This is a genomic window from Collinsella aerofaciens (genome assembly GCF_015555045.1).
GTDB classification, from domain to species: Bacteria; Actinomycetota; Coriobacteriia; order Coriobacteriales; family Coriobacteriaceae; genus Collinsella; species Collinsella aerofaciens_W.
In genome coordinates, this window is sequence record NZ_JADNJQ010000002.1 from 50,023 (window position 1) to 62,520 (window position 12,498).

At 57.7% G+C, this 12,498-nt stretch carries 11 protein-coding genes; 7 read left to right on the forward strand and 4 right to left on the reverse strand.

Going from position 1 to position 12,498, the window contains the following annotated elements; genetic code table 11:
* Positions 1-4: 4 nt before the first annotated feature.
* Positions 5-1,060, reverse strand: a complete 1,056-nt coding sequence (gene moaA / locus I2E45_RS01500; protein WP_271742030.1) for a GTP 3',8-cyclase MoaA — start codon at positions 1,058-1,060, stop codon at positions 5-7.
* A 235-nt stretch (positions 1,061-1,295) separates the two neighbouring features.
* On the reverse strand, positions 1,296-2,333 hold the full coding sequence (locus I2E45_RS01505) for a hypothetical protein (protein ID WP_195443928.1): 1,038 nt from the start codon (positions 2,331-2,333) through the stop codon (positions 1,296-1,298).
* 317 nt (positions 2,334-2,650) lie between these two features.
* On the opposite strand from I2E45_RS01505, the gene I2E45_RS01510 reads away from it, so the two are divergent.
* The 3 genes from I2E45_RS01510 to I2E45_RS01520 all read left to right on the forward strand — a co-directional run bounded on the left by I2E45_RS01510 (position 2,651) and on the right by I2E45_RS01520 (position 6,175).
* Positions 2,651-3,997 (forward strand): MATE family efflux transporter, encoded by a 1,347-nt coding sequence (locus I2E45_RS01510; RefSeq protein WP_195443930.1) that lies wholly within the window; start codon positions 2,651-2,653, stop codon positions 3,995-3,997.
* Between the two features lie 54 nt (positions 3,998-4,051).
* A complete protein-coding gene (locus I2E45_RS01515; protein WP_229058771.1) occupies positions 4,052-4,762 on the forward strand; it encodes a MerR family transcriptional regulator in 711 nt (236 codons plus the stop codon).
* Between the two features lie 240 nt (positions 4,763-5,002).
* Positions 5,003-6,175, forward strand: a complete 1,173-nt coding sequence (locus I2E45_RS01520; RefSeq protein WP_195363721.1) for a hypothetical protein — start codon at positions 5,003-5,005, stop codon at positions 6,173-6,175.
* Between the two features lie 417 nt (positions 6,176-6,592).
* Here I2E45_RS01520 and ligA read toward each other — a convergent pair whose 3' ends face one another.
* A complete protein-coding gene (gene ligA / locus I2E45_RS01525; RefSeq protein ID WP_195443932.1) occupies positions 6,593-8,821 on the reverse strand; it encodes an NAD-dependent DNA ligase LigA in 2,229 nt (742 codons plus the stop codon).
* A 429-nt stretch (positions 8,822-9,250) separates the two neighbouring features.
* Here ligA and I2E45_RS01530 point away from each other — a divergent pair, with 429 nt between their 5' ends.
* The 4 genes from I2E45_RS01530 to I2E45_RS01545 are packed head-to-tail and all read left to right on the forward strand — an operon-like array spanning position 9,251 to position 10,905.
* Positions 9,251-9,652 carry a hypothetical protein gene (locus I2E45_RS01530; RefSeq protein ID WP_195443933.1) on the forward strand — a complete coding sequence of 134 codons (402 nt, stop codon included), beginning with the start codon at positions 9,251-9,253 and terminating at the stop codon, positions 9,650-9,652.
* A 54-nt stretch (positions 9,653-9,706) separates the two neighbouring features.
* On the forward strand, positions 9,707-10,075 hold the full coding sequence (locus I2E45_RS01535; protein WP_195443935.1) for a hypothetical protein: 369 nt from the start codon (positions 9,707-9,709) through the stop codon (positions 10,073-10,075).
* A gap of 44 nt (positions 10,076-10,119) precedes the next feature.
* Complete coding sequence (locus I2E45_RS01540; protein WP_195443937.1) at positions 10,120-10,641, forward strand: hypothetical protein; 522 nt, start codon at positions 10,120-10,122, stop codon at positions 10,639-10,641.
* Positions 10,642-10,653: 12 nt separating this feature from the next.
* Entirely contained in the window at positions 10,654-10,905 is a 252-nt protein-coding gene (locus I2E45_RS01545; RefSeq protein ID WP_161115503.1) for a helix-turn-helix domain-containing protein, read from the forward strand.
* Between the two features lie 104 nt (positions 10,906-11,009).
* Here the strand turns inward: I2E45_RS01545 and I2E45_RS01550 are convergent, their stop codons facing one another.
* The gene (locus I2E45_RS01550; RefSeq protein WP_195443939.1) at positions 11,010-12,464 is read right to left on the reverse strand and encodes a S1C family serine protease; all 1,455 of its coding nucleotides are present in this window, start codon (positions 12,462-12,464) and stop codon (positions 11,010-11,012) included.
* Positions 12,465-12,498 lie beyond the last annotated feature (34 nt).

Here is a 12,498-nt window from a genome sequence, read left to right on the forward strand (position 1 = left end):
ATGATCATCCTCCGATTTGGGACATAAATCGTTGCGTGCCCTCAATTATCGCGTGTTCCTGCGGTTTGTGGGCCACAGCATCGCGCCAAATCGAAAGTACCTGCATATCATCACCACGGCGCAGCGCCTCACGCACCGAATACTCGGCATCGCTGAACAGGCACGGACGCACGTTGCCATCGGCCGTCAGGCGCAGACGGTTGCAATTCGCACAAAAATGGTTGGACATGGCGCTAATGAAGCCAACCGTTCCCGCCGCGCCCGGAAAGTGCCAATAGCGCGCAGGGCCCGCGCCGGCAGGAGCGTCGTTGATGTCGAGCGGCTCGAGCTCGCTCAGTCCCGTCGCGGCGGCCCCGGCATTGATGCGCGCCCGCAGCTCGTCGCTCGGCACGGTATCGCTCGCGTCCCACAGCTCGGGATTGAGCGCGGGCGCATGCGGGTCCACAGCGCAATGCGAGCTCGTGCGCTCGTCGCCGATGGGCATGTATTCGATAAAGCGCAGGTGGATGGGGCGGTCGGCGGTCAAGCGCGCGAGGGCCGCCACGTCCTGGTTGAGTCGGCGCACAACAACGCAGTTGACCTTAACGGGCTCAAAGCCCCAAGCCAGCGCCGCGTCGATGCCAGACATGGTCTGCTCGAGTCGGCCCAGACGCGTGATCTTTCCAAAGAGCGTAGGGTCGAGTGTGTCGAGCGAAATGTTGACGCGGTTAAGCCCGGCATCTTTGAGCTGCGGCGCCAGCTTGGGCAGCAGGGCGCCATTGGTGGTAAGCGAGATGTCCTCGATCTGCGGGATTGCGCGGATGTCACGGATGAGCGGGATGATACGGCGGCTGACCAGCGGCTCGCCACCCGTCAGGCGCACGCGGCGAATGCCCTCCCCCGCCACCATGCGCACAAAGCGGGCGATTTCCTCGGCGCTGAGCAGCTCGTCATGCGCGCGGGGCGCCACGCCATCGGCCGGCATGCAATAGATGCAGCGGAAATTGCACTTGTCGGTAACGGCAATGCGCAGGTAGTTGATATCGCGGCCAAAGCCGTCATGTTGCACGTGCCCGTCCACGCAGCCCTCCCCTCACACGGCGTTTTATTCTTCGGAAAACATAATACCCCACGAGAGAATCATGCCGACACCCGTACGACAGGACGGACCACTTCGAGCAAGACCAGCTTCCCAAGCCCATCCTCAGCATACAAACCATCACAACATTCGATGTTTTTCCCGATTTTGGCAAAAAACGTCGAATGTTGTGATGGTTTGCCTGCCCACGGCACCCCGCAGAAGGACCAAAGCGCCCCTAAAGGCCGCCGTCCCAGTGCCGAATCACGAATTCTCGCAGGTCGTTCTGACGTTTCTGGAACGCTTCGCTTCGGTCGCACTTAAGGCCCATCGCGAGCGCAATGGCGTTCATCGCCCGGTGCAATTGCAGCTGATGGGCAAACTGAGTCCCGGTGAGGACGATCATCCTAAAGCCCGGCGCGCTCAGCACGGTCATACGCTCCGCATCCGACGCGCTGCGCTGTTTATCAAGATGGTCCAAGCCGTTGTATTCAATCCCTGTACCGCTTGCAGGCGCATATACATCGATCTCGAAATACCCGGCCTTTGCGAGATACTTGAACTCGTTGGGAACATCGACCCGATGGTTGAGCTCGATCTTGGCGTATCCCAGCCCGCCCTGGGAACGTTTTGCTACAACCATGATTGCGGTGGCCGTCTCCATGGGCGACCGCGCGCCATCGTGCACGCGCTTGAGCACGGCGGCCGCGCGTATAGCCCCCTGACGAGATCGGTTCTCATTGCAATAGGCAATCAAGTCGGCAACGGTATACCTCTGACCCATCTCGATATAATCGCCTGTCGACAGATGATTCAAATGGTATCGGGCGCAGATTTCGTAGCCATATTCCAGCTGCTCGGGCTCGCTCATCCACGAACCCGCTTGGACAAAACACATGACCTCATCAACCACCAGAAGGCCCTCTGCCACCTCGATAAGATGGCCTGGAGGTACCGGCGCTCCAAACACGTGGCACCTGAATCCAGCCGGCGTCGAGCGCTCAAAATCGAAGTTGACGAGCGTGTCGATATGATCGAGCTCTTCTCGTGGAATACCAAGCGAAACCAGATAGTCGGTAACGATCCCAACTGCCGTTGAAGCCCTCAGCCCCTTGGCATCGAGTCCCAATTTGGGCAGGCTCGCGGTCGGCTCCGCCTCGTTAGCAAGCGAGTCCTCATCGTATAGGCTGCTTGCTCGCGAGAGCGGCTCGGACGGGCGCGCCACGTTGTGGTACAGCCAGGCAGTCTTATGGGACAGGACAATCGGCAGGTCCATGAGCCCTCCAATGGAGTCGGATAACCAACCGTATTCCCCTGCCCACGGGTCCGCACACCTTCGCGCGCAAGAAAGCGATTCCACCCGGTTGAGTGGCAGAAAAACCATCACAACATTCGATGCTTTTCCCGATTTTGGCGAAAAACGTCGAATGTTGTGATGGTTTGAGGCGAGGTGAGGAGCATGGAGGGGTCAAAACATCGCGCTCGGAGCGTGACTTTTTTCGCCCCACTGTCGACACAAACCTTGACTCTACAATCGTTGTAGGGTTTTCACTACACTGGTACGTAAACGAACCCAGCCAGAAAGCCCCGCCCATGGAACACGACCTCACACGCGGCAATGTCCTTAAGACCATCGCGGTCTTTGCCCTGCCTTATATGCTCTCGTACTTTTTGCAGATGCTCTACGGCATGGCCGACCTGTACATGATGGGGCAGTTTAGCGGCGCCGCCGGCATCACCGCCGTGGGCAATGGTGCGCAGACGCTCTATATCATTACCGTGACGCTCGTGGGTCTAGCCATGGGAACGACGGTCATCGTCGGCCACGCCGTGGGTTCGCGTCGCTTCGACCGCGCCGAGACCGCCATCGGCAACACCATCACGCTCTTTATGGGTGTCTCGGTGGTGCTGGCCGTTGTCCTGCTTGCGCTGTGCCCGCAGGTTGTGGCGCTCATTGGCACGCCGGCCGAGGCAGTCGAAGGCACCGCCGCCTACCTGCGTATCTGCTTTATGGGCATCCCCTTTATCGCCGCGTACAACATTCTTTCGGCCATCTTTCGCGGGCTGGGCGATTCACGCTCGCCCATGTACGTGATCGGCGTGGCATGCATCATCAACATCGCGCTCGACTTTCTGTTTATTGGGCACATGGGGCTCGGCCCCGTGGGCGCGGCGCTCGGCACGGTAACCGCGCAGACGGCCAGCGTTGCCCTCGCGCTCGTGTGGCTCAAGAGCCGCCGCACGAACATCCATGTTAAGCGCAGCGACCTGCGCCCCCAGCCCGAGGTGCTCGGCAGCATTCTTAAGATCGGCGTGCCTGTGGCCGTGCAGGACGGCTGCATCCAGGTGGCGTTTATGTTTATCACCGTCATCGCCAACCACCGAGGGCTCGTCGACGCCGCTGCCGTGGGCCTGGTCGAAAAGATGATCAGCTTTTTGTTCATTGTGCCGAGTTCCATGGGTGCCACCGTCAGTGCGCTCACGGCGCAAAACGCCGGCGCGGGCAAGGGCGATCGCGCACGTCAGGTGCTCAAGGACGCCATGACCATCTCGGTAGTGTATGGCTGCCTGATCACGGTGCTGATGTGGCTGGTGGCGCCGGCGTTTATCGGCTTTTTTGCCAAGGACGCCGCGGTGGTCGCGGCCGGTACCGGCTATATGCGCAGCTATATTTTCGACGCAATCTTTGCCGGCATCCACATTTGCTTTAGCGGCTTTTTCGCTGCGTACGGCAAGAGCTACATCGGCTTTGCGCACAACGTGCTGGCCGTGGCGCTCATTCGCGTGCCCGGTGCATGGCTGCTATCGAATGCCTATTCCAACACGCTGTTTCCCATGGGCATCGCTTCGCCGTGCGGATCGATTCTGTCGGCGGTCATCTGCGTTGTCGCGTTTACCGTGCTCAACCGGCGCGGGGCTTTTGACAAGTTGGCAGCGTAGCGGGGCAACGCGAGTCTGGCGCCCCTCCCCGACCCTATTGAAAGGAGCGGTCCCATGACCGACTCGCCAACTGAACATACCGAGGGCCTGCTCCGAATTGGCGAGGTGGCGCGCCTGTTTAACCTGAGCGTGGGGACGCTACGTCATTACGAGCAGATGGGCTTGCTGGACCCGGCGCACATCGATCCGGCGAGTGGGTACCGCTACTACGGATCGCGGCAGCTCTCCACCCTTAATACCATCAGCCACCTGCGTGTTCTCGACTTGCCGTTGGCGCAAATCCGCGAGTTTGTGACCACGCGCGATGTGGACCTCATGCAGCGGCAGCTGGCTCAGCAGCAGGAGCTCATCGAGCGAAAGCGACGCGAGCTGGAGCGCGTATCACGCAAGATTGACAACCGGCTTGCCCTGCTGCACGACGCCTTGAACACCGAGCTCGATACCATTTGCACAATCGATGCGCCCGAACTTCGCTGCGCCGTGCTGCGCGAACGTGTCAACCCTACCGACGCCTATGCACTGGAGTGGCAGATTCGTCAACTGCAGAAGGGCCAGCACGAAACCTTTGTCTTCCTGGGCAACTTAGGCGTCGGGATTAGCGCCGAGCGCCTGGCCGGCGGCGACTTTGACGGCTACGACGAAGTCTTTCTGCTGCTGGATGACACGGACGATTACCTACCTGGGCGATGTCGAAGTACGTCCCGCCGCGCGGTGTCTGACGGTCAGCTTCCGCGGCACGCACGGTCAGGCGGCCCCGCGCTATGAGCGCTTACTCGATTACATGCACGAGCGCGACCTGTCCCCCGCCGGTCCCTCGCGCGAAATCGCCCTCATCGACGACATCATCAGCGACGACCCGGGAGCGTATGTGACGAGGATCGCGATACCGGTCCGCTAATCACTACCATTTATCGAGCAATTCCATCCATTTACCTTAATCCGAATTAGATTGTATTTTGTAGCAAATAAAATGACAGCATATTGCCCCCATAGGCAGGAGACATTATGCCCAGAGTTCAATCACGTCGCTCGTTTCTTCTCGGCCTAGCCTCGATCATCGGCTTATCCGCGTCACGCCCAACAAGAGTATTCGCCGCCGACTCAAACTCATCCGTCGCTTTTACATCAGACCTAGCACAAGACTACGCGCTTTCCCTGTTGCCCATCGTCGACGGATCCGCGAACTTAGAGATCGAGCAAATCGTTCCCGTATGCCAACAAATCGGCCTTATCTGTGGCTATGAAATCAGTGTCACAAGGGAAGGAAGCCCTTACGGTTATTTAATACTTGACGCATCATATCCTGGGCTTCTGAAGGAGATAACCCTCGGCGATACCATTCTTCCGATTTCAGCTTCTCTATCAAACGCCATTTCAACTTATTCCGGCCAACAGGCCACAAACCCAACCGTACTAATTTCGTACAACGATATTGAATATGGAACTTTGGTGCCAGGAACTAGAGACTGTGTAACCAACTATAACAATATACGGTCTGTCCCGATTGTCACCGAAAAGGGTATAGCACCTCAAAGCAATAACCCAACTTCATGGGATGCTGTCATTATCAATGAAGATGACTTGATGTTGCATTTCCAAATAGACGATTTAAACGGAATACCGTTCCGAGGAGTCTCGGAATCATTAGTTGAAGCCCGCACTAATAAGTATGCATGCGTCGTTTCTGCCTTGTACGCTGTATCAATGCATTACGGTCTCACCAGTTCAAACGCTAATCAATTTAATCCCGATTATTATAAAGAAATATGGAACGTCACTGGCACAACAACGTATAAGACCAATGATCAGGGCGTCGAGTACGGAAGCACGATCATCCCAGATGGAATTGTTCCGTTTAAAAGTCTTGCCGCTCAAAAGGGTAGAGCACTTAATACTCAATTTTTCGGTTATCAGCCTCAATTCGCTCAGTACAGAGCAACTATCGATCAAGGGAATATCGGCTTGTATCATATGTGGATCAACAGCCGAAACAGTGAAGGATCCGTCGAGCTATCAGGTCATACGGTCACGGTAACTGGCTATTTTACTGGGCATAATGGAAGCTCTGGCATCGAACTGCAGTGGCTCGAAGTATTCGACGGATGGAACACTTATCCCCGAGCGATTAACTATGCAACGCCCAATATGGTCAAATTGAACGGAACAGTCTTTTGGTAGACCGGATGGCACCATCAAAATGCTATGGCACCACGGCCTTTGCCCTGGTTACGATATTGGTGATTTTCGCTATGTTTGCATCCATTTCTTCATGCACAGATAGAGCCCGCTATAGCGGAGGAGATGATTACCTTGTCTTTGGAGCCGGCAGCGTTCATTCTATTGAGGGAACGGAACTCGTAATCCAAACAGACAACAGTCCCCGCTACACCGACGCTGGAAAGCAAACCCGGATTACATTCCCCTCATCTGGCCGAATCAAAGACAAGCTTTCCCAAATCAAAGTTGGGACAAGAGTTTCCTACTCACGCTTTGAGTCGGTAGACGCATCTGGATCATACGAGGGAAACGATATCGAAATTGAACAGGCAAACACTATAGAGGAACTGAGCCTCTGCGCAGTTCCTCAACAAATCATTATGCCTCCGGGACCCTACCCGTCGCCAAAATCTGTTCAAGTACCGCCTCATCCAGCACAGGTACACCCAGCTGTTCGGCCTTGGTAAGCTTGGAGCCCGCTTTGGGGCCGGCGACCAGATAACTCGTCTTCTTTGACACACTGCCCGAAACCTTAGCGCCGAGCACCTTGAGCGCCGCACCCGCCTCGTCGCGCGTGCGGTTGACGAGCGTGCCGGTGAGCACGAAGGTCAGGCCCGCAAGCGGCTGTGCGTCGACAAGCTCGCCCGCCACGCCAGCGTCGGCTGCGGCCTGTGCATGCGCGGCGCCCAAGTCGACCTCGAGCGACAGGCCCGCCTGACGCAAGCGCTCCAGCACGGCGAGGTTCTCGGGCACGGCCAGGAACTGCTTGACGCTCGCCGCGATCTTGGGACCGATGCCCTCGCACTCGGCGATATCCTCTTCGCTCGCCAAGATAAGCTTGTCAATCGACAGGAATCGCTCGGCGATGACCTCGCCCACGCTCTTGCCCACGTGGCGGATACCCAGGGCAAACAGCACGCGACCGAGTGGCTGGCTCTTGGACTTGTTGAGCTCGGCGATGATTTTCTCGGCCGTCTTGAGGCCCACTGGAATGGGGTCGCCCTTCTTGACGCCCTTTTTGCTGTTGGAGCTGGCATAGGTGCGCCCTGTGTCCAGGCCGGCGATATCGTCGACCGTGAGCTGGTAGAAGTCCGCGACATCATGGATCAGACCAGCGGCGATCATCTTGTCGACGATCTCGTCGCCCAGGCCGTCGACGTCCATGCAGCCGCGGCTCACCCAGTGGAGCAGGCGCTCCTTGAGCTGTGCGGGGCAATCGATGGACACGCAGCGGTAGGCAACCTCGCCGTCCTCGTGGACCACGGGGCTGCCGCACACGGGGCAGACCTCGGGCATGTGCCAGTCAACCGAATCGGCCGGGCGCTTGTCGAGCACCGGGCCCACGACCTCAGGGATTACGTCGCCTGCCTTGTGCACGATGATAGTGTCGCCCTCGCGCACGTTTTTGCGACGGATCTCGTCGATGTTGTGCAGCGTGGCGCGCGCGATGGTGGAACCGGCAACCGTCACCGGGTCGAACTCGGCGACCGGCGTGAGCACACCGGTGCGGCCCACCTGGATGCGAATTTCGCGCAGGACGGTCTGCTTTTCCTCGGGCGGGAACTTGAAGGCGATGGCCCAGCGCGGTGCGCGGGCAGTAAAACCTAGGTCGAGCTGCTGCTGGAAGCTGTCAACCTTTACGACCACGCCGTCGATGTCGTAGTCCAGGTCACCGCGGTGCTCAAGCGCCTGGGCACAGAACTCGTGGACCTCGGCGGGCGTGGCGCAGCGTGCCACGTTGGGATTGACACTAAAGCCGGCGCTACGCAGCCAATCGAGGAACTCGCGCTGGCTGTGGACGTGCAGCGGATCGGTATCGGCGATGGCATAGATAAAGGTGGCCAGGTCGCGGCGCGCCGTGACCTTGGGATCCTTCTGACGCAGGCTGCCGGCGGCAGCGTTGCGCGGGTTGGCGAAGGGATCGCGACCCTCGGCATCGGCCTCGTCGTTCAGGCGCACAAAGCTGCCCTTAGGCATGTAGACCTCACCGCGCACTTCGATGGTACGCTCGCGGTCGGCGCCCATGTGAGCGAGCGCCGGCTCGGACAGGTGCATGGGCACGTCCTTGATGGTTCGCACGTTGAGCGACACGTCCTCGCCCGTGGTGCCGTCGCCGCGCGTGGCCGCGCGCACGAAAGTTCCGTTTTGGTAGGTAAGCGCCACGCCCAGGCCGTCGATCTTGAGCTCGCAGGTATAGGTGACGCTACCGGCACCGAGCGCATCCTCGGCGCGCTGGAGCCACGCGTCAAGTTCGTCCAGGTCCATGGCATCGTCCATGGAATACATGCGTGCCATGTGCGTTACCGGCGTAAACTGCTCGCTCACGTATCCGCCCACACGCTGGGTATAGCTGTCGGGCGTCACCAGGTCGGGATAGGCCGCCTCGATCTCCTGCAGCTCAACGAGCATTTTGTCGAAGGCAGCGTCCGTGATCTCGGGCGCGTCGAGCATGTAGTAGCGATAGGCGTGGTAATCGAGCTCGTGGCGCAGCTCGGCCGCGCGCGCTGCCGCCCGGGCATGGGCGTCGGTCGGTGCGGCGGCATCCGCGCTCGCGGGCGTTTCGGTATCGATGTCCACGCCGTCACCAAACAGGCTCGATTGCTCCATAGCGGCACTCCTTCGCTCGATTTCAAACGGATACAAGAGTACCACCGGTCGCAACGGGGTCGAATAGCGGTCTCAAACCGCACCGAATCGGCAGCCGCCAGACCGGGGTGGACAGCTAGTTCAGATACGTATAATTCTGCGAGCCTGGTCGTGTTCAGACGTCATCATTCCAGCCAATTTGGCCGCCCCGGGGGCTGCACGACCGACTCGTTCCCCCTTCTAGACTCCCATCCGAACCCCTTCCCCATCCCAAAACAGCTCAAAACGCATGCTGAACCGCCTCGGATTTATACGTATCTGAACTAACTGTCCAGGCTCACCCAGAATCGAGCAACTTCATATGCTCCTTTTTTAACTCAATTTATCGCAGTTAATATTTTATATCGTGTTTGCAATATATTTTGGTATTATCAACGTGAGGTGATTGAAATGAAGAATCAGTCCAAACGTTTCCTAACCATCCTCGTCCCCCTTGTCCTTATAGCAGCCGCTTTGCTCGGCTTTTTCTGGAAGGACATTCCCTTTTCGAAAGACCTTTCCTTGCGGGGCGAAGTCGTTGCTGTGTATCACCCTTCCGCCAGCGGGGCAAGCGAAGGCCGCTTCGTTATCGCAAGCGAGCAATTCCAATCCGCACCGCTGCACCTCAACTTCAAAATCGATTCAACCATCCCCATTAAGGATCAGGATGGTAAGAAGGCAGAAGTCGGAGCCATCAAAGAAGGTGTCTACGTTGACGTAACCTGCACCGTCAACACCAGCAGCGATCCCGATCCCACAAAGCTGCCCGCCCTCATAACGCCAACAGCCATCATGATTACGCAAAAGGAATAGCTCGATGTCAGAAAGGAGTTTAAAAAATAATCACCAGACAGTTAGGAGCCAATGATGAAAAAGGTTGCTTATTTACTCGCCGTCTGCCTTGTTGGGTTATCGTGCATGACCGCGCAGCCCGCCTTCGCAGCAGAAACCCATTCCTCTATCATTTCACCAGTTGCCGAAAGTCGTTCAATCTACACCGCCGAAACCACCCTCGCCTATTCGAACGGCGTCAGGCTCCATGTTACTTACACTGTTAACGATACCTATGGAACGATAACAGGCATCAAATCCATAAAGAACTGGACCTCCAATTCTCGAGTAAGCAACATCAGCTGGACTTATAGATACGGACTCAGCAACGGAAGCGTCGTCGTAACTGTTACTTACTATTACAACGGCAGTTGGCATTCTGAAGCAAGAACTATCTATGCTTAGGATTTTTTGGCTGCGGCATTGCCGCAGCCTTTTTGGGGTTAATTATGGAAAGCTCAGATAAACGATGCTGTTTTAGCAATGTGATGTTGCTCGCCACTTTGTCTGTCGCAGCAATCATGGCGGCCTTCTCAGCGTTCAGCGTTGCCAACGAGGCGCGGGAGGTGCTCTTTGCACCCACTCCCTTCTATATTAATGGTGAGTCCATTCCGAGCGCCGTCCTTACCGCACTTGCCATCCGCGATGTTCTGGCCCTGGCGCTCTCAATCGCATGCCTGATTGTCTACTTGAACTTCTGCTTTGACGTCGTCAGTACTCAGTCGATATTCACGCGAAAACAATGCCGGCGTTTTCTGGTTGTTGGGCTTCTGCTGCTCATTTCTTCAATTGTCTCGATTACCTTCGATAACCTGTGTGCCGTCCAGCTCCCCAACGACGTCAGTATTACTGCAATTGGTATCTTTGGTTTTAACGCTTGGACACTGGTTCTCGCTTTGTTTGCGCTATCCCTTTCGGCTATCTTTGAGTACGGGCGACTCTTGCAGTCGGACGTTGACGCCATTATTTAGAAGGAGGGCAGCATGCCAATCGTCATGAGACTCGATCGCGTCATGGCGGATCGCAAAATGTCCTCTCAAGAACTTGCCGACATTATCGGCATCTCGCCCGTTAACGTTTCGCGCATTAAAACGGGGCGGCTCAAGGGCATTCGCTTTTCGACGTTGACCGCGATGTGCGAGGCACTTCACTGCAAACCTGGCGACATCATTGACTGGATGTCAGACGAAGAGTACATCGAGGCATTTGGAAGCCTTCCCAGCGACGAAGACTAACCAAAATGATCCGTTTTCCTCCATCCCCAACGGATCGATGAGAAAAGAGGGGGCTGTCCCGCATTGACGGGACAGCCCCCTCTGGCATCGGTATGTGCGGCTCGTTAGTAGCCCTGGCCGTAGCCCTGGCCCTGCTGGCCCAGCAGCTCCTCCAGGTACTGGCGCAGCTGCTCGTCGGTAATACCGCCGTTGCCGGTGTCGGTCGAACTGTCGTCCTGCTGCTGGTTCTGCAGTTCCTCATCGGAGCCCAGCTCGACGGTGACCTTCTTCTCTTCCTTGCCGCGCATGAGCGTGATCTCGACCTTCTCGCCCACCTCGTGGCTGCGCAGCGCGATGATCAGGCCATCGGCGCTCGTGATCTCGTCGTCGCCCAACTTGGTGATGACGTCGCCCTCCTGAATGCCGGCCTTGGCGGCAGGACCGTCCTCAACGACGCTCGCCACATACGCGCCGCTATCGGTGCTCAGCTTGTTGGTGCGGGCGTTGAGCGCGTTGACGCTCGAAAGCGTAGCGCCCATGTACGGATGCACCGGCGTCTTGCCGTCGATGATCTGGTCGGCAATGTTCTTGGCGTAGTTAACGGGAATAGCAAAGCCCACGCCCGAGCTGGAGCCCGAATAGCTCTCGATGAGCGAGTTGATGCCCACCAGCTCACCATTGTCGTTAACGAGCGCGCCACCCGAGTTGCCCGGGTTGATGGCGGCATCGGTCTGGATCATGTTGGCATAGATAGTGTTACCGTTGGTAGAGCTCATGGCCGTGGAGCGATACAGTGCCGACACAATGCCCGTGGAGACAGACTGCTCGTTGCCGAACGGCGAGCCGATGGCCATGACCCACTCGCCCACGTTGAGCTTGGAGGAATCACCGATCTCGATCGGCGTGAGCTTGGAGGCGTCGGCATCCTTGAGCTTGATGACGGCCAGGTCGCTCGAGGCGTCGTTGCCCACGAACTCGGCCTCGTAGGTGGTGCCGTCGTCCATGGTCACCACGTACTGGTCGTAGCCGTCGACCACGTGGTTGTTGGTGAGGATGTGGCCCTCGGTATCGAGCACCACGCCCGAGCCGACGCTGCCCGAGCTGTCCGACTCGTCGGCAGACTGCGAAAGCGAGCCATTCTGGCTACCGCTCGAAGTGGCGGTAATGGAAACCACGGAGGGCAGGGCCTTAGCAGAAACGGCCTCGGCCAGCGTGGTATCCTCGGAGTCAATGGTGATCTTTTGCGTCGACGAACCCGAAGCACCCGCCGTCACGGCATTCTTGCCGCCACCGATATCGAGCGTGCCGCTCATAATGAGCGCAATGACCAGCAGGGCTCCGCAGGCACAGCCGGCAAGCGCCGTAATAAAGATCGGCAGCTTTTTGGTCTTGGTCTTGACCACCGTGTGCTTGTTCACGACCTGCTGGCCACCCAGCGGCTTGCCGGTCTGCGTGTCGTAGGCCTGCACGTAGGGAATGTTGCTGTCGGCAGGCGTCGACTCCACCTGCACGCGCGGCTGCTGCTGGGTCTCGCCGGCGTTGCCCGCATCCTGGGGACGCTGGGAATCGTACTCGCTCATAGCTGCGATCCTTTCGTCAAATAACCAAAGGCCC